Origin of the sequence: Paracnuella aquatica, from assembly GCF_003332885.2 — a bacterium.
GTDB lineage: Bacteria > Bacteroidota > Bacteroidia > Chitinophagales > Chitinophagaceae > Flavisolibacter > Flavisolibacter aquaticus.
Window position 1 is genome coordinate 257,820 of the sequence record NZ_QOWJ01000001.1, and the last position, 22,088, is coordinate 279,907.

Annotated in this window: 16 protein-coding genes; 8 read left to right on the forward strand and 8 right to left on the reverse strand. The window is 49.0% G+C overall.

The features are described 5' to 3' along the window. Positions 1 to 477: 477 nt before the first annotated feature. The 3 genes from DRJ53_RS01130 to DRJ53_RS01145 form a co-directional block, all read right to left on the reverse strand. A complete protein-coding gene (locus tag DRJ53_RS01130) occupies positions 478 to 1,077 on the reverse strand; it encodes a hypothetical protein (protein ID WP_114233744.1) in 600 nt (199 codons plus the stop codon). Between the two features lie 18 nt (positions 1,078 to 1,095). Next, positions 1,096 to 1,899, reverse strand: coding sequence for a hypothetical protein (locus DRJ53_RS01135; protein WP_114233745.1), 804 nt, complete (start codon positions 1,897 to 1,899; stop codon positions 1,096 to 1,098). A gap of 282 nt (positions 1,900 to 2,181) precedes the next feature. Beyond that, positions 2,182 to 2,445, reverse strand: a complete 264-nt coding sequence (locus DRJ53_RS01145; RefSeq protein ID WP_114233747.1) for a hypothetical protein — start codon at positions 2,443 to 2,445, stop codon at positions 2,182 to 2,184. Positions 2,446 to 2,628: 183 nt separating this feature from the next. Between DRJ53_RS01145 and wrbA the strand changes: the two genes are divergently transcribed. Then, positions 2,629 to 3,252, forward strand: a complete 624-nt coding sequence (gene wrbA, locus DRJ53_RS01150; protein WP_114233748.1) for an NAD(P)H:quinone oxidoreductase — start codon at positions 2,629 to 2,631, stop codon at positions 3,250 to 3,252. Positions 3,253 to 3,552: 300 nt separating this feature from the next. Here the strand turns inward: wrbA and DRJ53_RS01155 are convergent, their stop codons facing one another. Then, on the reverse strand, positions 3,553 to 4,212 hold the full coding sequence (locus DRJ53_RS01155) for a hypothetical protein (RefSeq protein ID WP_114233749.1): 660 nt from the start codon (positions 4,210 to 4,212) through the stop codon (positions 3,553 to 3,555). 37 nt (positions 4,213 to 4,249) lie between these two features. Between DRJ53_RS01155 and DRJ53_RS01160 the strand changes: the two genes are divergently transcribed. After that, the gene (locus DRJ53_RS01160; RefSeq protein WP_114233750.1) at positions 4,250 to 4,930 is read left to right on the forward strand and encodes a YggS family pyridoxal phosphate-dependent enzyme; all 681 of its coding nucleotides are present in this window, start codon (positions 4,250 to 4,252) and stop codon (positions 4,928 to 4,930) included. Between the two features lie 80 nt (positions 4,931 to 5,010). After that, positions 5,011 to 5,226, forward strand: coding sequence for a hypothetical protein (locus DRJ53_RS01165; protein ID WP_114233751.1), 216 nt, complete (start codon positions 5,011 to 5,013; stop codon positions 5,224 to 5,226). Positions 5,227 to 5,824: 598 nt separating this feature from the next. Here DRJ53_RS01165 and DRJ53_RS01170 read toward each other — a convergent pair. Next, positions 5,825 to 6,466: a carboxypeptidase-like regulatory domain-containing protein gene (locus tag DRJ53_RS01170; RefSeq protein ID WP_114234404.1), complete on the reverse strand. Its 642-nt coding sequence runs from the start codon at positions 6,464 to 6,466 to the stop codon at positions 5,825 to 5,827. Positions 6,467 to 6,677: 211 nt separating this feature from the next. Here DRJ53_RS01170 and DRJ53_RS01175 point away from each other — a divergent pair, with 211 nt between their 5' ends. Then, positions 6,678 to 7,778 (forward strand): Mrp/NBP35 family ATP-binding protein, encoded by a 1,101-nt coding sequence (locus DRJ53_RS01175; protein ID WP_114233752.1) that lies wholly within the window; start codon positions 6,678 to 6,680, stop codon positions 7,776 to 7,778. A 193-nt stretch (positions 7,779 to 7,971) separates the two neighbouring features. Here DRJ53_RS01175 and DRJ53_RS01180 read toward each other — a convergent pair whose 3' ends face one another. Further along, complete coding sequence (locus DRJ53_RS01180) at positions 7,972 to 11,562, reverse strand: CRTAC1 family protein (RefSeq protein ID WP_114233753.1); 3,591 nt, start codon at positions 11,560 to 11,562, stop codon at positions 7,972 to 7,974. A gap of 363 nt (positions 11,563 to 11,925) precedes the next feature. Here DRJ53_RS01180 and DRJ53_RS01185 point away from each other — a divergent pair, with 363 nt between their 5' ends. The 4 genes from DRJ53_RS01185 (at position 11,926) to DRJ53_RS01205 (ending at position 19,539) form a co-directional block, all read left to right on the forward strand. Then, entirely contained in the window at positions 11,926 to 13,269 is a 1,344-nt protein-coding gene (locus tag DRJ53_RS01185) for a vanadium-dependent haloperoxidase (RefSeq protein WP_114233754.1), read from the forward strand. Positions 13,270 to 13,874: 605 nt separating this feature from the next. Beyond that, complete coding sequence (locus DRJ53_RS01195) at positions 13,875 to 16,952, forward strand: SusC/RagA family TonB-linked outer membrane protein (protein ID WP_241558411.1); 3,078 nt, start codon at positions 13,875 to 13,877, stop codon at positions 16,950 to 16,952. A 10-nt stretch (positions 16,953 to 16,962) separates the two neighbouring features. Then, a complete protein-coding gene (locus tag DRJ53_RS01200; protein ID WP_114233757.1) occupies positions 16,963 to 18,846 on the forward strand; it encodes a RagB/SusD family nutrient uptake outer membrane protein in 1,884 nt (627 codons plus the stop codon). A 12-nt stretch (positions 18,847 to 18,858) separates the two neighbouring features. After that, the gene (locus DRJ53_RS01205; RefSeq protein WP_114233758.1) at positions 18,859 to 19,539 is read left to right on the forward strand and encodes a DUF3823 domain-containing protein; all 681 of its coding nucleotides are present in this window, start codon (positions 18,859 to 18,861) and stop codon (positions 19,537 to 19,539) included. A 392-nt stretch (positions 19,540 to 19,931) separates the two neighbouring features. On the opposite strand, the gene DRJ53_RS01210 is transcribed toward DRJ53_RS01205, so the two are convergent. Both DRJ53_RS01210 and DRJ53_RS01215 read right to left on the reverse strand, forming a co-directional pair. Continuing rightward, on the reverse strand, positions 19,932 to 21,092 hold the full coding sequence (locus tag DRJ53_RS01210) for a Gfo/Idh/MocA family oxidoreductase (protein ID WP_114234405.1): 1,161 nt from the start codon (positions 21,090 to 21,092) through the stop codon (positions 19,932 to 19,934). A gap of 2 nt (positions 21,093 to 21,094) precedes the next feature. Beyond that, on the reverse strand, positions 21,095 to 21,994 hold the full coding sequence (locus DRJ53_RS01215; RefSeq protein ID WP_114233759.1) for a sugar phosphate isomerase/epimerase family protein: 900 nt from the start codon (positions 21,992 to 21,994) through the stop codon (positions 21,095 to 21,097). Positions 21,995 to 22,088: the final 94 nt, after the last annotated feature.

Below are 22,088 nucleotides of genomic sequence, written 5' to 3' on the forward strand. Positions count from 1 at the left end.
CAGTTTTTTAAATAGGATCAGGGAATTTTCGGGAGGGAAAGGATCAATGTTAAAAGTCGCGCTGCATTAACAAAAACTATGCAACACTTGAGTTTCCACACCTTTGTCGGTGTTGTAACTGCCTGATTTAAAACTTAAACAAACCGGGAAGAATAGGAGAAAGAAGCACTATGTAATGTGTAACATTAACATAGTTAATGTTATAACGATGAAGTATTTAAATAATCCGTGCCGGAGAAGAAGCGAAAATTTTTTTTGAAAAAAATTTATTGCCGACCTCCGCATTTTGTGGAAAATGCGGGTTTTTCCGTTTCTAATATTTATTAGTAAAGAAATCGTACCAAGTTTTAGAAAAATCAAAATTGATTTTATCAGCGTTCCTGTTTTTTAAATGTATCAACAGTAGACTTCAGTATTAATAAAAAAAGCCGGCGATCATTCACCGGCTTTTTTGACAAATCGAAATAAATCTTTGTATTACTGTACCCGCTTGGCAATCTCCGCAATGGGGAGTGTATTGGCCAGCGCGATAATTTTCTCTTGGCTGTAACCCGGCGCTTTCAATGTGATTAGGGTGGAGTTAAGCGGCAACTGCACTTCAAACTCTGGCGTTTCCCCGTCGCTGTGCTGCTTTGTTACCAGCGCTTTGTAGCCGCTGATCTTGATCACTTTTTGGTCGGGCGAATTACCCAGCAGCGGCAGCGATAGCATGGCATTGAGTCCGCTGATCAGGGGCGAATTGGTAATGATCTCTACTTGCGCCGGCACATCGCCGTCGGGCTTGGCTTTGCCATATTCGCGGTGCACCACCACGCCTGCAAAGCCCGATGTGCCCGAAACTGCATCGGCGCTGGTGTTGGCACTCATCGTATCGAGTTTAGCCGGCAGCAGCCCGATCAATTCTTTCCCGGAAATAATATCTAACTCCTGCATCATTTGTTGCATGGCAAAACGGGCCTCTTCCAGTTTGCCGGAGCTATAAGCGGTGCGGGCAGTGGTCATTTGCTTGGTAAATTCCTGGGCGTTGCCCGAAGCGGCGGCTGCCAACAGGATCAGGAAGCAGTATAATGATTTCATGTTGTTTGTTTTGGTAGGTTATTTTTCGTTCAGCAGTTCTTTGATCTTATCTACATCGATCGTGTTGGCGGCGTTCATAAATTCCTGTTCAGTGGCAAAATTGACGCCTTCCAGCAGCAGCAGCGTTGTTTGGCCCAGGGGCACACTGAGTTTGTAGCCACTGCCATCGCTGTATTCAATCACGGCTTTGTTGTTTTTAAGTTTGGTTTGTTTCCAGTTTTGTTGGCCGCCGGTGCTTTGGTTGTACATACCCGAGGCCAAGTACATGTTCAGTGCATTTAGCATTACCGAGTTGTTGGCAATAGTCACATCCATGGCCTTGTCGTCTTTCTGGTATTCGCGGCGAATGGTCAGCCCGGCCCAGCCCCAGCCGGTGCTGGTTACCTGGTCGGCCTCGGCCTCTTTCGGCATGCCGGCAATTTGCTCTGGCAACATTTTCAATATGCCATGGCCTATCTGTAGTTCCACGCCCAGCATAGCCTGCTGCAGCGCATAGCGAGCCTCGCCATAGCTCGATTTTTTAAAGGCGTCTTCCGATGCGGTGAGATTGGCAGCCACATCGGGTGGGGTGCTCACCAGGCCTTGTCCGCCGCGGTTGGAGGGGCGCCCGCTGCGGGTGCTGCTGCTGTTCTGGCCAGCCTGCTGGGCGTCGTTGCCGGTATTGTTATTATTACTGTTGCCATTTACCGCAGTGTTCACGGCATTGTTGATGGCGTTGTTGGCAGCATTTGCAGCTTTTTTCAGAAACTTGGGTTGGGCATGAGCAAACCCTACAAGAAGGAACATCAGGGCGGTACACCCAGCTCGTTTTGGCAGTTGCATGGTACACTATGTTTGGTAAAAAATTACGTGGGCAGGTAATTCAAAGGGGCGGAAAAGGGCCCACAAAAGCGGGGCGAAAAATAAAGGTAGTTTTTACCTTTTGTAGAACAAACCTCATGCGGGCCTAACTGTCCAAAAATTACAGGAGCGGTAATGTACCGTGCACCAGCGAACCAGAGCAGGCATCCCGCTGTAATGTTTATATGCCATTTTTTTAGATAGCCAAGTGCATAAAAAAGCACCCGCTGAGAAAACGGGTGCTTATCAAAAAGTATCAATTTTTTATAAACCCAACTGGGCTTTCAAAAATCCTTCGATGGTAGAGCAGGGGAGCAGGAAGGGCTTTTCTGAAATTTCAATGTCCATCGTTTGTCCCGACACTGCATAAGCGCCGGCAATGGTGTTGCCAAACACGCTCAGGTTGAAGTTGCCGTTTTGCGTATCGCCTTCAAAGTTGCCGCCCTGGCCGGTTACGGCTTTTCTTGCTTTTTCTAAAACAAGGTTCGGGTCGCCGGAAAATGTAAACTGGAAATTACACGCTGCCATAAAATGTTTTGACAAATAAAAACAATTATACGGCACCGGTTGTAGTTAACTGCTGCATTGCGTGGTATAAAAATGGCAGCAAGGCTACTACATTGATTTTGCACCACAATTAATGTTGCAACAACAGGCAGTTTTATTGTATATATTTAAAAAAACAAACCGATTAACCCAAAACCAAATTTTATGCAACAGATCAAGCTGGCAATTATCTATTATAGCTCCACCGGGGCCAACTACCAACTGTCGCAATGGGCGGCAGAAGCAGCCCGTGAAGCAGGTGCCGAAGTAAAAGTGTTGAAAGTAGCCGAGCTGGCGCCGCAGGCCGCCATCGATTCGAACCCGCTGTGGAAGGAGCACGCCGAAGCAACCAAAGATGTGCCCACCGCTACCAACGACGACCTCGACTGGGCGGATGCTATCATTTTCAGCGCACCCACACGATACGGTAACTTGCCAGCACAAATGAAGCAGTTTTTGGACGGCACCGGTGGCTTGTGGTCGCAGGGCAAGCTGGTGAATAAAGTGGTGAGTGCTATGGCCACGGCTCAAAACCCGCACGGCGGACAAGAGATGACCGTGCAGGCTTTGTACACTACCATGCACCACTGGGGCGCTATTATTGCCTCGCCGGGCTACACCGACCCGGTATTGTTTGGCGCCGGCGGCAACCCTTATGGCACCAGTGCTTCGGTAGATAATGGTAAAATAAAAGAAGATGTGCAAGGCGCGGTAAAACACCAAACCCGCCGCACATTGACCATTGCCGGATACATTAAAGCTGGCATGGGCCAGGGGCAAAATGGATAATGTTTGTAATTGATATTATTAAAAAGGCTGCATTCAAATGCAGCCTTTTTAATTGAGGTAAGTAGCTGTCGAATTAGCATTTTGCTCAATAGTAGATATCATGCCGAACTTGTTTCGGTATCCCCTTCCACCTGCGGAGTTTGCCATACATCAAGGAGATGCCGAAACAAGTTCGGCATGACAACCCTGGAGTTCACAAAGACGCCTTGGGCAGCCTATGTTTTAAATAGAGCAGCAATTCAGGTATCAACGGAGGCTGGGTATTCACCCGAATTTATTTATAAAACATCCAAACCACATTTACCTACACGCATGATAAGCCTCCGCAATGCGCAGCAGCACCTGTCCGCGTTGGGCTTCGGTAGCATTGAGGCGGTTGTAGAAATAGCCCCTTTCTTTATGGCGGATGGTGTCGGCCAGTTGCGGGCAATCTTTAAGCAGGCGGCTCATTTTCTTTTCAAAATGAGGCATCAGCTTTTTGCTGTTCGAGGCCCACACCCGGTCTTGCTTTTCGCCGGGAAACTGTACATAAAACACCGGTTCGTGCACCACCTGCTGCAGTGATTTTCCTTTTTGCTTGCGTTCCAGATGCCGGTACACCTGTATTTCAAAATCGGCAGGTGTAATGCGTTCCATAAAATAGAAACCGCTGCTGGGGCGCCAATGATTGCTGTGGTGTTTTAATTCAAAATAATTGTTGCCCACCTGCATGCCCTTTACATCCATCAAATGAATTTGCTGGTTGCCATCGGGCTGCTGCACTCTAATGTCTTTAGGAAACAACACTTCGTTGTTGAGCGATAACAGGCCAGTGGCCGAATCGCCATTGGAAAGATAAATGGTGCCGGGTGTGTTTTGAATTTGATTGGGGCTGTAAATAACGGCCTGCGTGGCACATGCCGAAAACAGGCAGCAGCAGGCTGCAGCAAAAAATAAGCGGTTCCAAATTAAATGTATCATCGCGGTTAAACTGTTTTGTTGCTGCTACATTTGCGGTATGGCGGAAGCAAAATATTGCAACATCGAAAATTACCAGAAACTGCAGCAGCTGCTGCAAAGCAAGGATTGTTCCCTTGTTGCCGTCAGCAAAATTAAACCTGTTGCTGCCATCCTTGAATTATACCAGCACGGCCAACGCGATTTTGGTGAAAACTACGTGCAGGAGTTGTTGGATAAAGCGCCGCAATTGCCGCCCGATATCCGCTGGCATTTCATTGGCCACCTGCAAAGCAATAAAGTAAAATACATCGCGCCATTTGTATACCTTATTCACGGCGTGGACAGCATCAGGCTGCTTAAAGAAATCAATAAGCAGGGGGCGAAAATACAGCAAAAAATTTCGGTGCTGCTGCAAGTGCACATTGCGAAGGAAGAAACAAAATTTGGATTCGATGCCGCGGAACTGGAAGCCTTATTTGCCAGCCCAGAACTGGCGGAGTGGAACCATGTGCACATCCGCGGCCTGATGGGCATGGCTTCGTTTACAGAAGATACAAACAGGGTAGCAGCCGAATTTAATGGCTTGCACCAATTGTTTCAAAAATTGCAGCAACAAGATCTGCCGCAAACCAACATGGAAATACTCTCGATGGGCATGAGCGGCGATTATGAGCTGGCCCTTGCGCATGGCAGCAATATGGTGCGCATTGGCAGCATGTTGTTCGGAGCCCGTAAATAGTTTTTTCATTCCCGAAGCTTTGTCTTAGAAACTATCGTTCAGTGGCATAGTTTTTTAAACTGTGCTATAAAAATGCCTTTATGAAAAAGTTATGTTTTTCCATTTATGCGCTTTTGCTGTCGGCAGTGATGTTTGCACAAGACGGCGAAACCAAGAAAGTAGATATTGACATCAACACCGATGGTGGCGGAGCCGCCTGGTATGCTGCGCCCTGGGTATGGATTGTAGGCGCCGCGGTTTTCATCCTGTTGCTGGTGGCCCTTACCCGTGGTGGTGGCAGCCGTCGTGCCGATTAGTATGATTTGGCTTTTTCAACAAAACGCTTTACACTATCGCATAAAAAAATAGCCGTTTCAAACGGCTATTTTAGTTATTTGTTGTGTTTGTTAAAATAGGAGACGGGTACTCATGTACTTCCGGTGGTTTATACCAACCACAATTGCTTAGCGCTGTTGCCTAACACGGAACCAACCTTGCATTTTGCGAAGGCCATTTTTGCTGATCATCACAAAATTGTCTTCGGTGGGTCGGGTCAAATACAACAGGTATCCAATCACTCCAATCAACATGATAAAAAACCACACTGGAAACATAACATCTGAATTTTACACCTATAAATTCAAACAACGGGCCAACTGACCGCAACAGCCGATTTATTTTTTATTGTGCGGAATTATAAGGTAAAATTCTGAACCTGCCGAACAAGAAAATTCCCTGTTTACGGACGACAACAGGGAATGCGTTTTTCATAGTACAATGCTTTGTTGCAGCAATGGCTATTGAAGGAATTATGTTGATGGGCAACGATTGAATTAAGCTGCCCTTTTGCCGTTCAAATTGGTGTAAGTACTTATACAAACGTACGAACATCCCGTTTAGTGTGTAACGGGGCTTTTAATTTTTCCGCTTGTAGTCGCCGCGTTTCCAGCTTTTGATGAATTCGTTCCACGCTGCCGGGTTGAAAATATTCTGCGGTGGGGTTTGTCCAGCGTATGAGGCCCTGGTGGCCATATTTCTAAACTGTATGGCCGTGGCGCCGCCGCCATCGGCAGGCGTTACCGTCATCAGGGCCCTGCGTTTGGCAGCGCTGTTGTTTTGCCGCGCCACTTCAATATCATCGTCGGGTACCGGTGTGTTCACAAAATCGCGGCTAAACTGTTGCGGCGTAGGCCTGGGACGGATAATCGTAGCGGGCAGGTACACCGTATCCTGCACCATCAGTTGGACCACGCTGTGCTGGTTGCCTTCCAGCGATTTGGGAATAGAAACTAATTTTGATTTATAACTTACGTGGGTAAATTCTACTTCATCGCCTTTCAGCACTACAATCGAAAAAACACCTTGTGCGTTCGTCATGGTGCCGCGGCCGGTGCCTTTTACCGTTACGCTTACTGCCGGAATGCCCATCAGGCTGTCGGCTGTCATGACAATACCGTACAACTGCACCACCGAATCGCGAACGGTTTCAAACTGCGCTTGTGCTTTGCCAGCCCATACGATGGCGCATACCAATAATGCAAGAAACCGTTTCTTCATATTGCATTTTTTAAAGGGCAGCAAGCGGTCGCTCATTTTTTGCGCTTTGCTAAATTGCTGTTGCCTGCAGTACCGCATTTATTGGCCTGCCGGTGCAAAGCTAACCAATCCTGCAATTTTACTGTTTAACCAAAAATAACCAACTACTTAAATACACACGGCGGGGATATTTGTTTGGGGCTAACTTTGCCACTTCATTAACAGAGCATTTATGACCGAACAAGATATTTTGAAGGCACTGAGCAATGTGCAGGATCCCGATTTGGGGAAAGACCTGGTAACACTCAATATGGTGCAGGACATTCGCATCAATGGCAACGCGGTTTCGTTCACCGTGGTGCTCACCACGCCGGCCTGTCCAATGAAGGATATGATCAAAAACGCCTGCATCAACGCAGTAAAGCTTTTGGTGGCTAAAGAGGCGCAGGTAACGGTAAACTTTACTTCGCAAACCACCAGCCTGCGCAGCGATAAAGGTGGCGTGCTGCCCGGCGTTCGCAATATCATAGCGGTAGTGAGCGGTAAAGGCGGTGTGGGTAAAAGCACCGTGGCCGCCAACCTGGCGCTGTCGTTGGCCGAAGGCGGCGCAAAAGTGGGCTTAATGGACGCAGACATTTATGGCCCTTCGGTGCCCATCATGTTTGGCGTTCGCGGCGAGCGGCCCATGATGAAAGATGTAGCTGGCAAGGGCATGATCGTGCCCATTGATCGATTCGGTATTAAACTAATGAGCATCGGGCTGCTGGTCGATGAAAAAAATGCAGTAGTGTGGCGTGGCCCCATGGCCAGCAGTGCCATCAAGCAATTTGTAACCGATGTGGAATGGGGCAACTTGGATTACCTGGTGGTGGATATGCCGCCGGGCACTGGTGACATTCACCTCACCCTGTTACAAACCGTGCCGGTTACCGGTGTGGTGGTGGTAACTACTCCGCAGGATGTAGCCCTTGCCGATGCCAAAAAAGGCATTGCGATGTTTGGACAGGCGCAGTTAAATACGCCTATCATCGGGCTGGTGGAGAACATGAGTTATTTTACCCCCGCCGAACTGCCCGAAAACAAATATTACATTTTTGGCAAAGAAGGCGGCAAGCGCCTGGCCGAAGAATACGACCTGCCATTCCTGGGACAAATTCCGCTGGTGCAATCCATCCGCGAAGGCGGCGACCAGGGCGTGCCTATCGTGATGGGTGATGACGAAATCACCAGGCAGGCATTTTTTGAATTTGCCGGCAACGTGGCCCGCTCGGCTTCCATGCGCAATGCCCGCATGCCCGGACAGGAAATTGCTGAAGTTGTGGAAGAGTTATAAAAAACAATTCTTCAAATTTGTTTCAATGCGTTTAGCATGCAACATGTCTGTGTTGCGTTTCTAAAATGAAACGTGTAGCGCCAAGTCTTTTGTAAGAAATGGCACTTACGCTTTTTGATAAAACAAAAGATGCCGATTTATTTCGGCATCTTTTGTTTTATACACCTTTTCGAAACGGAACGGCATGCCAGATTTATTGCGCCACCTGCACCGTCCTGGTTTCTGTGCCCTTGCTATCAAAAAATGTGATGGTGCGAACAGTATTTTGATCGATAGCGATGCGCCTTGTGGATTGCGATAAAAATCCGGAACCGTAATACAATTCTACCCGCTGTTTTTTGCCGTTTTTTAAATGGAACTCGCCCCACAATTCGTTTTGCTCCGGTGCAATCGAGCGCAGGTTTTGTGTAGCAGCCGATGGTTGAAAGGCAAGTAAACTATCGCTATTTTGTCCCGCAAGAAATATGGACTGGCCTTCTTTTGTTCCAACCGTCACCAACGACTTTCCATCACCGGGAACAAAGAATCCGCTTTGTGCTGCGGTTGTTGATGCAAATGTTCCGTCGCCATTTCCATGCAACAACAAACCGTTGAATGCATCATGCCGGCCGCTGCCCGGCTCCATACCAAAATCATTGCCCACAAGCGCTAAATCAAGGTGTCCATCACCATTTACATCTGTAGCCACCATGCCAAATACAGGCGCCGTTTGCGCTGCCAGTGGGAGTGGCGCTATTTTAAATTTGCCGCCGCCCAAATTTTCGAAATAACTTGTTGCCATGTGGTTGGCTTCAAACGATAATGCATCGGCCCGGGCCTGTTTTGGCCACAGGTCATCTACTGATGCAAAGCCAAATGATTTGTAGGTTGGATAGGTTTTGCGTATAGAAACCAACTGGCTGCTTAAGTCATCTTTTGTGTGCATGGGAAAAGGCTTGCGCTGGCCATTGGCGCCCATCATGTAACAAAAAACCATCGGGTCCAGCTTGCCATTGTTGTCGAGGTCTTTTGCCAGCAGCAGCATGGGTTCTTCTTTCGTCGCTTTGTATGTAGAATTCAACCCCAGGTTGCCCGCAACATAATCCATGTCGCCGTCGTTGTCAAAGTCGCCGGCCACCAGGCTATTCCACCAACCTTTCGACTGTTCAACGCCTGTATTAACAAGGCTAAAACCGCTACCGGTATTTTGTAAAAAAGTTACTGCCATCCATTCCCCGGTGAGCACCAATTCAAATTTGCCGTCGCTGTTAAAATCGGTCCACAGTGCATCGGTCACCATACCGATCTGTTGCAATTGCGGGCAATATTTTTGGGTAACATCAGTAAACTTTCCGCCATCGTTTTGCAACAAAAAACTTTGCGGCGGCACCGGGTAGGAGCCCGATGTGCTGCGGCCGCCCACGAACAAATCAAGGTCGCCGTCACCATCCCAATCAAAGGCCCTGACGCAGGAAGCGTTGGCCGTTTCTTTGGGCAGTGCCGAAGCATCCCAGGTAAAATGCCCGTTGCCATCGTTGCGGTATAGCCGGTCCTGGTTGCCGGGATTGTTGGGTGCAAATTCATACGAACCGCAAGCAGTGTACAAATCAAGGTCACCATCACCATCCGCATCAAATAGCAGCACACCCATTTCTTCGGTGCGGCTGTTGTCTTCAATTAAAAAACGGAACGCTTCTTTGTTGTACCGGCCCAACGAGTCCTGCACGTAAAACACGCCGTGGCTGCCTGCAGGTGCCGCAACATAAAAATCTTCAAGGCCGTCGTTATTGATATCGCCCACCGCTATCGCAGGCCCAAACTGGCTCAACTTGTGTGGCAATGTTGGCTGTATATTATAATCTACAGCATCCTTTTCCTGGTGTTTGTATTCGATGCCGAGTTGTTTGCTTACTTCTTTAAAAATAGAGGGCAACGTGGTGGCTATCGCCGGCACAAAAGCAGCTGCTGCACTATGTTCCAAAGTGATGGACGTATTAACGCCAACACCTTCCATGCGACTCTTTTTTCCATCGGGCCACTGCACTATTATTGAGTCAATGTGGGTAACAGCACCCAATCCGAAATGCGCTTTTGCATCGACGGTGGACAAGTAGCCGCGGGCCGGTTGGTGCTCATAATAGAGTTGTTTTCCGCCAAAATAAAGGTGCACTGTAGTGCCGTATGCATTGGGATTAGTTGCTCCACCTTTCAGCGAAACAGCAAGAAAATTACCGCCACTTTTGTTCAACGTGTTTTCATAAACAAACGCGGTTTCGTTGATGTTGTTGATCAATATATCCAGGTCGCCATCACCATCCAGGTCGGCATAAACAGCACCATTTGAAAACGACGGCTGTTGCAAACCCCACTGCCGCGTTGCATTTTCAAACATAAAACCTTCCTTGTTTTTGAACGCATAGTTGGCCACTTTCACCACGGGCAATGCATCCACCATTTTTAGCGATGTGTTCATGGCACCGGCGCCCTGACCATTATCATATGATATATAATCCAGGTCGGTTACATCGCGTGGCAGACCATTGGTGATGATGATATCGCGGTAACCATCATTGTCGAAATCGGCCACTAGCGGCGTCCAGCTCCAATCGGTTTCATAGATGCCGGCCATCAAACCCACATCGCTAAACTGCGGCTTGCCGGCAGGAGTTGGGCCCGAGTTTAACTGCAACACATTGCGTACATACTGGTGTTGGTATCCGTATTTTTTGCTGTTGAAATAATTGTAATATTCATTGCCCATCAACATGCCTTTTTTGCGTAGGTTGGTTTCGGGCAACATATCCAGCGCCACTACATCTACATAGCCATCGTTGTTGATATCGGTAATGTCGGTACCCATAGTGTACCAACTAGTATGTTTGAAATATTCACCGATGTGATCAGTAAAAGTGCCGTCACCATTGTTGATGTAACAAATATCATTAGCTACAAAATCGTTGCTCACATAGATGTCGGGCCAGCCGTCAAGGTTGATATCGGTAATGGAAGCGGCGTGGCCCCAGCCTTCCAGCAAAATGCCGGCTTCCCCTGATACATTGGTAAATGTTCCGTCACCATTGTTGCGGTACAACCGATCTGTGTTCGCTGCCGTGCCATCAGAGAGCTTCGGCCGAAACTTGATGGGCGTTTTCGGATCGTCGAGTGTGTTGGTGAGCAGGAACAGGTCCAAGTCATTGTCCTTGTCGTAATCAAAAAAATATCCTTGTGTGCTGTAGCCTGTATCTGCGATGCCATATTGCCGCGCCATTTCCTTAAATGTGGGAATGCCCTGCGCATTGGTGCCTTGGTTAATATACAGCAGGTTGGTGCGTTTTTGCGGGTCTTTTACAAATGTGGCCGACACATAAATATCATCCCAACCATCTGCGTTTACGTCGGCTACCGATACGCCGGTGCACCAACGGCCGCCGCCACCAACGCCTGCACTGTTGGTAATGTCCTGGAACTGCAGTGCGCCTTTATTTAAGTACAACTTGTTGCTTACCTGGTTGCCCGAAAAGTATACATCCGGTTTGCCGTCGCGGTTAAAATCGCCGATGCCCACACCACCGCCATTATATATATAGGCTTCGTTGAGGATGTTGAGCTGGTTGTTTTCAGTCAATTTATTATTGAACGTGATGCCCGTTTTGCTGGCGGGCAACAACCGGAACAGTGGCGTAGCTGTTTGGGCATGCACATTAAAAATGGAAACAAATAACGTAAGGATGAATACAAACAATCTCCGTCCATTGCGGCAACGGCGTAAGGAGGGAAGGCATTTATTGTTTTGCAAAAAGATCATAGGCGGCAAGTTTGTGCAACGTTGGCTTCAGGAACAAAAGTCCTTAATGTTACCGAAAATTGGATGAACGCACCAAGTTAGTGCGGCTATCGGTTAAAATTTGCAAAGTTTGGAGCGTGGTATTGTTGCAATATTGTTGGCGGCAATGGTTTTTGGCTCAAGTAAAATCCTCAGTGCATTACCTTAATTGGTACAGGCAAATTGCATTTGACAGGTAGGCACAATGCACAGTCTGAAATTGATTTCATATTAAAAAAGGGGGAATGTTTGTAAAAAAATATGCAGTGATAAATGACGCTTAAGAAAACCCGGCCGGCATTGCGCCGCACCCTTTTCCTGAATATTGCTTTAATTTGAAATTGTATGAACCGCGTTGCTGCCATCATAATACTCCTGTTTTTTTGTTTGCCCTTGTGGGCATTCAATCCGCCCGGCTGGCAGCAAAAGGCGCAGAACCCCGAGTTCCTGCATCGCTCCATCAAGCAGCTTACCGATATCATGGTGCACGATATTTATGCACCGCCTGTGGCCAGCCGCACCTATAGCTATATTTCCATTGCTGCTTATGAAGCCGCGATTTTTGACCAGGCCGGTCACCGCACTTTGGCAGGCCAGGTAAACGGGCTTACCGCATTGCCCAAGCCCGCGCAACCACAAACCTTATGGGCGCCACTGGCAGCGGTGCACAGCCTATTGCTGGTGGGCAAAACCATGATCATTTCGGAGGCGCGGCTGGAAGCCTTTCACCAGAAAATACTGGGTGAATTTAAAAAAACGGGCATGCCAAAACCGGTGTACGACAGTTCGCTGGCCTGGGGTGCACAGGTAGCGCGGCACATCATTGCCTGGAGCCAAAAAGACGGTTACCGTGAATCGCGGTCGTTTCCAAAATACTCGGTAGACGAAGCTGACCATACCTGGAAGCCCACCCCGCCGGCTTATATGAAAGCCGTGGAGCCCAACTGGAGCAGCATCCGGCCATTCATTATGGATTCGGCCGGGCAGTTCCGCCCCGTGGTGGCCGATGCATTTGCAACCGAAAAAGAAAGCAAATTTTTTATGGAGGCACACGCCGTGTGGCAGGCAGGGAAACACGCGACGCCTGAACAAGTGGCCATCGCTAATTTTTGGGATTGCAATCCTTATAAAATGAACACCCGCGGGCACGTGATGTTTGCCACCAAAAAAATCTCGCCGGGCGGGCATTGGATCAATATCACCGCATTGGCTTGCCGTAAGGCTAAGACTAATTTTACAGCCGCCGCGGAAGCATATGCCTGTGTGGCCATGGCTATTGCCGACGGCTTCATTAGTTGCTGGGATGAAAAATACCGCAGCAACGTCATCCGCCCGGAAACCTATATCAACCAATACATCGATCCGCAATGGACGCCGCAACTGCAAACGCCGCCTTTTCCTGAATACACCAGCGGCCACAGCGTCATATCGGGTGCTGCCGCCATTATGCTCACCAAGTTATTTGGTGCCCAATTTTCTTACGCCGACAATACGGAAGTGGAGTTTGGCTTGCCGGTGCGCCATTTTACCTCCTTTGAAGCAGCCGCGCAGGAAGCGGCCATCAGCAGGTTTTATGGCGGCATTCACTACATGCCCGCCATCGAAAATGGTATGACCCAAGGCAAGGCCATCGCGTCATTTATGCTGCAAAAAATTGCCACCCGCACCGATGTTGTTGTGGGCAGGTAAAAAAGCATTTCATTAAAAACAAAGCCTGCCCAAATCTTCGTAGCTTGATAAAAAGAGGAGCAGAAATTTCCACTCGTTCCCGCATGTATTTTTATTTAACCGTGGATAACATTTCCATTAAAAAATTGGTAAAAAAATTTTTTAGTGTAAAAAAGACATTTATCTTAGTTATCCCAAGCCGGGCTACAATACTTGCGTATAATTTTTTTGATTGCTTGATACCGAAAGCCAACCGAAAGGGCGGCTGTTGTGATGTTTGGTTAACCACAGCTACTGCCAGTGAAACGGGTAACAGTGCATAGAGAATACCAACATTAGATCGCTGTACAATTGATACGGTTAATTGCTTTGTTCATATAAACGTTTGCTTATGCTATTGAAACCACTCCGCCAGGCGCTGCCCAATTATTTTATGGTGCCTCCCACTTAACAGCTGACGCCAAAAGCAGATCAGATGCTTTTCTGCGCTTCTTAATTATTTTATTTTAAACCAACTTGCCATGAAGCATTGCTTGCCGCCATGGAAGGTCAAACCTTCCAACAGGGATCCCTTTGCCATATGCTTACCAAAGGGCCGAATTCTCCTGCTCCTTCTGTTTTCATTTTTGACAGGACAACTATTTGCACAAAATGCAACCGTGCGGGGCCGCATCACTTCCCGCGATTCAGCGCTGGCCGGCGTTACCGTTCAGGTAAAAGGCACCAACACAACAACACAGACCGACGACAATGGTAATTTTTCCATCAACGCTCCAACAAACGGAACGCTGGTGTTTTCGTCGGTGGGTTATTTAACTTCCGAAGTACGCATCAACAACCAAACACAGATCACTTTAAGCCTGGAGCCATCCGTTGGCAACATGAACGAAGTAGTAGTGGTGGGTTATGGTACGCAACGAAGGGGATCGGTAACCGGTGCGGTGAGCAGTATTAAATCATCCGACCTTACTCGAACACCTGCCACCACTACGTCCGGTGCACTGGTGGGCCGAACACAGGGCGTTACGGCCCGTGCCACCGACTCGAGGCCGGGTGGTAGCGTAAACCTGCAGATCCGCAACATGGGCGCCCCGCTGTTTATCATCGATGGAGTTCCTTCCGATGCAGGCCAGTTCAATAACCTGGGTATTGACGACATCGATAACATCTCCATCCTGAAAGACGCATCTGCAGCCATTTACGGTTTGCGTGCGGCCAATGGTGTTGTATTGGTTACTACCAAAAAAGGTAAGTCGGGCGGTAAGCCGGACATCAACGTTTCGGGCTATTATGGTTTGCAAAACTTCACCAATTTTCCAAAGCCACCGGATGCTGCTACCTATATGCGCGGCCTTGCTTATTCGAACCAAAACCGCGGCATTGCTAACCCTGCCAGCATCACGCCAGAGGAGTTGGCAAAATGGGACGCCGGCACTGAAAAAGGTTACCAGAGCTACGATTATTACAAGGAAATCATGCGGCCAAACGTGCCCCAGCACTACATCAATGCAAGTGCATCGGGCGGCTCGCAAAACAGCAAGTATTATTTCTCGGTGAGTAATGTGGACCAGGATGCCTTGATGAAGGACTTTAGCTTTCAGCGGACCAACATGCAAGCCAACCTGGAAGCGGGTTTGGCCAAAGGTTTGAAAATTGGAACACAGATTAGCGGCCGTTACGAAAAGCGCCGCCAGGCAGGTGTGCCCGGTCTGGATGACTATTTCAACCCGATGCTGTCCATCTTTACCATGTGGCCAACGGAACGTCCTTATGCCAACGACAATCCTCGTTATGTAAATGGCGATGTGCACAACATCAACGTGAACCCTGCCACTTACAACATGGATGTTACGGGTTACACACGTGACGACTGGCGTGCCATCAAGCCAATTTTTACAGCGCAATACGATCTGCCGTTTGGCCTGTCGTTGAAAGGCACTTATTCCTACAACTACACCACGCAAATGCTGGAAGAATTTGAATACACATACGATGCGTATTCTTACAATCCAACAACAGACCAATACAATGTAGTGGGTGGGAACCAAAACCCTTGGCGCCGCAAGCGCAGCCAGCATATCCAGGAAAATTTTGCGCAGCTGCAGCTGAATTACAACAAGCAGATTGGCGATCACTCCATCGCAGCCGTTGCAGCCTATGAAAAGTATGATGTAAAATCGGAGTGGCTGGAAACCGGTTCGCTGCCGCAAAACAACACGGTGGCCATTGTTTATTTCCAGGATCAAAACCGCCTCGACCAGCGTTATAGCGAAGCAGCCCGTGCCGGTTACATTGGCCGGATTAACTACGGCTACAAACAAAAATACCTGATCGAAGCCCTCGGCCGTTACGATGGTTCTTACCTCTATGCAAAAGACCGCCGCTTTGGTTTGTTCCCCGGAGTAACTGTGGGTTGGCGCTTATCGCAGGAAGAGTTTATGAAAAACGTTACCGGCAATGTGCTGAGCGACTTGAAGATCCGTGCAGGCTACGGCGAAACCGGTAGCGAAATTGGTTTTGCTAACGGTGATGGACCAACGCCATTTGGCTACCTGCAAGGCTACGACTACGCCAGTGGATCAGCAGTGCTCAACGGAACATTGGTTACCGGTGTACGTCCACGTGGTTTGCCCGTAACGATGCTTACCTGGGTTACCAATATTTCCCGCAACGTAGGTGTTGACTTTGCTTTATTTAAAAACAAATTGTCTGGTACTGTCGATGTGTTTGAACGCCGCCGTACTGGTTTGCCGGCACAACGCAACGACATCCTGCTGCCTGTAGAAGTTGGTTATGGATACCCGAACGAAAACCTGGAAAGCGATGCGATCCGTGGTATTGAAGGTATTCTTACATATTCCAACAACACCGACTATGGCTTGTCGTATTCACTGAGTGCCAACGCTACTGTAGCACGCCTGAAAGTGCTGGGCCGTTACAAGCCACGTGTAGGCAACTCGTGGGATGAATACCGCAACACTGCTGTTAGCGAAGACCGCTGGGCCAGTGTAAACTTTGGGTACCAGGTGGTAGGCCGTTTTCAAAGCCAGGCTGAAATTGATAACCACCCGGTTAACAACGATGGCCAGGGTAACCGCACCCAATTGCCCGGTGATTTTATTTATGCCGACGTAAATGGTGACAAGATCATCAATGGTTTGGATGAACGCCCTATTGGTTATGCTGAAGGTGCAACACCATATATGAGCTTTGGTTTCAACACCACTTTTGGCTACAAAGGATTTAACCTGAACATCGACCTGGCAGGCGCTACCATGCAATCGTACCGCCGCGAGTTTGAAATGCAGATTCCTTTCCAGAACAACGGTGCTGGTGTTGGTTACCTGATCTCCGACGCATGGCGCAGGCAGGATCCGTTTGATGCCAACAGTGCATGGATCCCCGGCACTTACCCTGCCGTTCGGAAAGATTTCCCCGGCCACGTAAACAACCGCAAGAATGACTTCTGGGTAGTGAACGTGTCGTATATCCGTGTTCGCAACGCACAGTTGGGCTACACTGTTCCAAATAAATATCTCGATCGCTTCGGCATCCGCGGTTTGCGTTTCTATGTACAGGGCACCAACCTGCTGAAATTTGACAACGTGGACCAGTACGAGATCGATCCGGAAATTTCTTCTACCAATGGCCTGGTGTATCCACAGCAACGCCTGTACACATTTGGTTTTAATCTAAACCTTTAATCAAAGCGACATGAAAAACATAATAAAATATTCGATCGCTTGTGCATTGACGTTATCCATGTCGGCTTGTAAAAAAGACTGGCTGGACCGTCAATCGCAAACCCTGCTGGTGAACGAGCAGGTGATGAACGATCCAAAGCTGATCGTAGGTTTGCTTGCCAACTTTTACGACCGGCTGCCAACCGACGCATCGCTCACCAGCCGCTGGCAGCAACATACCTCATACGACGACGCAGTGTGGTCGGGCGGGGGCAATGCAGGCGACGAGGAACGCAATAACATCGTGCAGTATGCCACGGACCGCTGGAGGATTTACGACTATGCGCTGATCCGCGACATCAACCTCGCCATTGAAAACATGAACGCAGTGGGCAACAGGCTTACTGCCGATCAAAAGCTGCAGTTTGAAGCAGAGTTCCGTTTTCTTCGTGCATACAATTACTTCGAAATGGTGAAGCGCATGGGTGGCGTACCCATCATCACCACGCAGTTGTTGATCGATGACAAAGGTGATGTCGCCGGTTTGCGCAAGCCGCGCAACAAAGAGGCGGAAGTGTATGATTTTATCGCCAGCGAAATTGATGCTATCAAAGACGTAATCGGTAATACCGGAAGCCCCACACGTGCCAACAAATACACTGCACTGGCGCTGAAATCGAGGGCTATGTTGTATGCGGGTTCCTTGGCTAAATACAACAATCAATTGCCTTCGCCCATTACGCTGCCCGGTGGTGAAGTAGGCATCCCTGCCAACCGAGCAGCTGATTATTACCAAAAATCGCTGGACGCTTCGAAAGAGATCATCAACAGCGGCAGGTATTCGTTGTACAATGGCAACCCCAATCTTGGCGAAAACTTCTTTGAAGCCATCACCAAAAAAGTGGGCAACCCGGAAGTGATCTTTGCGCAGGATTTCCTGCAAACGAAGGGTCGCAACCACGCCTTTAGTTACGACAACATCGCCCGGTCGATCCGCGAGGACAACCTCGGTTCATCAGCCATTGCGCCTACGTTGAACCTGGTGGAAACCTACGATTTCCTGAACGGCGACGCCGGCACTTTGCGCAACCGCACCGCCGACAACAGCGACTACATTTACTACGATAACATCAGCGACATTTTTGCAAACAAAGATGCGCGGTTATACGGCACCGTTATTTACCCCGGCACTTCGTTCAAAGGTTCGCCGGTACAAATACAAGCCGGTGTTATGGTGTGGAATGCTGCTACCAACAGCTACCAGACTGTTGAAGGCAACCTGGGTTCTATTTACGGTCCGCCCACTTTCCCCAACGGCGATGGTGGTTTGCTCACTGGTGCATCAGGCCCGCAACGCTCCGCACAGGATGTATCAAACACCGGTTTTTACCTGCGCAAATATGTTGACCCGGCGCCGCAGTCGAGCAACCGCGGCCGCCAGAGCGACATGTGGTGGGTACGGTTCCGCCTCGGTGAAATTTACCTGAATGCTGCAGAAGCTGCATTTGAATTGGGCAATACGCCGGAGGCGCTTACCTACGTAAACACCCTGCGCAAACGTGCCGGTTTCCCCGACAACAGCCTCACAACTTTATCGATCGATAAGTTGATCAGCGAAAGAAGGGCGGAGCTTGCGTTTGAGGACCACCGTCTTTGGGATCTGATCCGTACACGCAAGGCAACCGAAGTTTGGAACGGAAGCACTACCAGCACCACTGCCAACCTGTATGCGTTGTATCCCTATCGCATTGTTCGCCCCGGCGACGCTGCACGGCATAACAAGTATGTGTTTGTAAAACTGGTGGCGCCACGTTTCCGTACGCCGCGGTTCTTCCAAATCCAGAACTATTATATGTCGATTCCGCAGAACGCCATCGACGCCAATCCGCTCATTGTTCGTAATCCTTTCCATTAATTGTAAGTCATCATGAAAAGAAATATTTTTTACATAATAGGTTGCGCAGCCGTGTTGCTTTTTTCGAGTTGTGAAAAAGACAACTATGATGCACCTGCCTCAACGCTTACCGGGAGGGTAGTGTACCAGGATCAGCCGCTGGGTGTACGTTCCGATGGTGTGCAGTTGGAGCTCTGGCAGTCGGGCTACAGTTTGTTTACCAAAATACCAGTGTATGTAGCGCAGGACGGCACTTTTTCGGCTTCGCTGTTTGATGGTAATTATAAGCTGACCCGCCTGCGCGGAAATGGTCCCTGGGCCGATAATACCGACACGATCAACATTCAGGTGAAAGGTGGTACTACCGTCGATGTGCCCGTTGATCCTTATTTCGTGATCCGCAACGACAACGTGCAGCGGAGCGGAAATGCCATCAACGCCACGTTTAATATTCAACGGGTAAATACCACGAAAGACCTGGAATATGTTCGGTTGTATGTGGGCCAAACCATGATCACCGACCAGGTGCGGAATGAAGGCAGTGCCACCAAAATGCCTGCCGATATAGCCGACATGTCGCAGCCGGTTACTTTGAGCGTTAATGTTCCCGGATCGATGGCTTCGAAAGAAGCGGTGTATGCTCGTATTGGCATTAAAACCGTAGGTGTAGCGGAACTCTTGTATTCGCAGCCGGTTAAGATCAATTTGAAATAGCATTTGTTGCTGCAGCCCACAGCAGCAGCTCAAGTTGCAATCGTTCTTACAGAGCAGTTTTTCTCTCGGCCCGGTGTTTTTACACCGGGCTTTTTGTTGATCCTCACTTTGATTTTTGATTGCAGGCATGCTCTTCCAATTTTTTTGGGTTGTCATGCCGAACTTGTTTCCGCATCTCCTTAAGAATAAAGTGCTTGATCAAAACGGGTGATCGATTCATCTCTTAAAAGACTCCGAGAAACGTAGGGGATGCCGAAACAAGTTCGGCATGACAGTACCCGCCGTTGACAATGGCTTCAAATTCGGCAAAGCAGAATACTGTTATAACCCCTCAATCTTTTGCATAAAAAAAGGCCAGCGATTTGCTGGTCTTTTTATTTATAAAATCCACTTTAAGAAGCTACTTCGCTGGCAGTCGCGCTGCTTTTGCTCAACGTAAACGAAGGCAGTGGTATCAGTTTGCCGCCTTCCATTGCCGATTCATGTGCCAGTATACCAACACAAGTAATGTTGGCAGATTGCCGTGCATCGGGGAACGGTGCACGTTTTTCAACCAGTGCACTCACAAACTCATGCACGAGGTGCGGATGCGACCCGCCATGGCCTGCGCCTTGCACAAAGGAAAGGTGGGTTTGTTCATCGGTGTCGTACACACCTTTGGTAGTAAATCTTTGAATGGGCTCGGGCAGCAGGTGTGCATAGTCGGGGGCCTGCACTTCCTCCGGAATTTCAGGCTCTGGTTTTTTGGCGGTATGCACCACCAGCGGCTTGTGCTCAATCAGCGGCCATTCAACCGACTTTTTAGAACCATATACTTCTATGCTTTCGCGGTACTGGCGGGCCACATCAAACAGGGAGCGGTACACATGTGCGCTAAGGTCGGAACCTTTGAACTTGATGTGTGTGCTTTCCACCGCAAATGGCGAATTGTAGTGTCCGTGCAACTCTTCGCGGATAGTGCCCGATCCAAAGCAGGAAACATATTCGGCTTCGGCGCGGGTTAGTGCCAGCACGGGGCCTACGCAATGCGTGGCGTAATGCATGGGAGGGAGGCCGGGCCAGTAATTGGGCCATCCGTCCATATCCTGTTGGTGGCTGGCTTTCAGGAACTGCACTTTACCCAGTTCGCCATTGTCATACAGCTCTTTCATAAACAGGAACTCACGGGCATACACAACTGTTTCCATCATCATATAAGTCAGTCCGGTTTGCTCCACCAATTCTACAATCTGGCGGCAGTCTTCTACCGACGTAGCCATGGGCACCGTACAGGCAACGTGTTTGCCCGCCTTCAATGCCTTTATAGATTGCGCCGCATGATCGGGGATGGGCGTGTTGATGTGCACCGCGTCAACATTCGGGTCTTTCAACAGTTCGTCGTAATCGGTATAGCGCACTTCAATGCCGAAGTGATGACCTACTTCGTTTAACTTCTGCTCATTGCGTTGGCAAATCGCATACATGTTTGCATGCGGGTGACGCTGGTAAATGGGAATAAATTCAGCGCCAAAACCAAGCCCGATAATGGCAACGTTGATTTTTTTGGGTTCCATGTTTATGGGGTTAAAAGTATTGTTTGATTGGTGGTTTGTGCAGCGCCGGCCCATTGTTTCAAAAAGTGCAGGCCTTCTGCTGCAAATTGGTCTTCGCTGTCGGCCAGTGGGTGCCAGATGCACACAGCCGCCGCCAGCTCTTTGTTGTTGGGTGTAAAGCTTTCAATGGAAACGGCACCGTTGTATCCTACCGCTTCCAGTCCGCGGCGCCATGCGCCCCATGCCGTGGTGCCGGTGCCCGGAATGCCACGGTGGTTTTCGGAAACCTGTAAGTGAATAAGCCGGTCGCCAATGAGGCGCAGTGCGGCTTCGGGGTCACGTTCTTCAATATTGCTGTGAAAAAGATCAAGCATGATGCGGGCCGCGGGATGGTTAATGTCATCAACCATGCGGCACACATCTTTTGCTGTATTTACCAGGTCTGATTCAAAACGATTGAGCGGCTCCAGCGCAATTTGCAGGCCTTTTGCTTCGGCCATTTCGCAAACGGTGCGCAGATTTTTTACCGCCAGGTTCCATTCTTTTTCCCGCTCTTCGGGCGGCAGCATGCGGGCCTTACCCACAGCCGAATACATGGGGCCGGCAAAAAAATGTGCGTCCCATTGGTTGCAGAGGTCCATGCACTGATCAATGTAATTGAAACAGTTCTGGTGCACTGCAGGATCTTCGTTGGTGAGGTCGCGGGATGGGCCAAAGGCACCGCAAACAATGGCACGCAGGCCGTGTTCTTTTAACGCTTCACGTACGGCTTGAGCGTCGATCAGCGCCGGGTCTTCTACGGCAATTTCTACCGCATCGTAGCCCATTGCTTTGATTTTTGGAAAAAGCACCGCAGCACTTTCGGTGGTAAATGGCGAGGTCCAAAGCCATGTGCTCACCGCGGATATTAAGTCTAAACTCATGTTGCCGGTTGATTAGGTTTTGTATACAGTATTGTTTGCTACAAGTAATCTGTTTTTTGCGCAGCTGCAGCAATAAAATTTGGAGTGGCCTTCG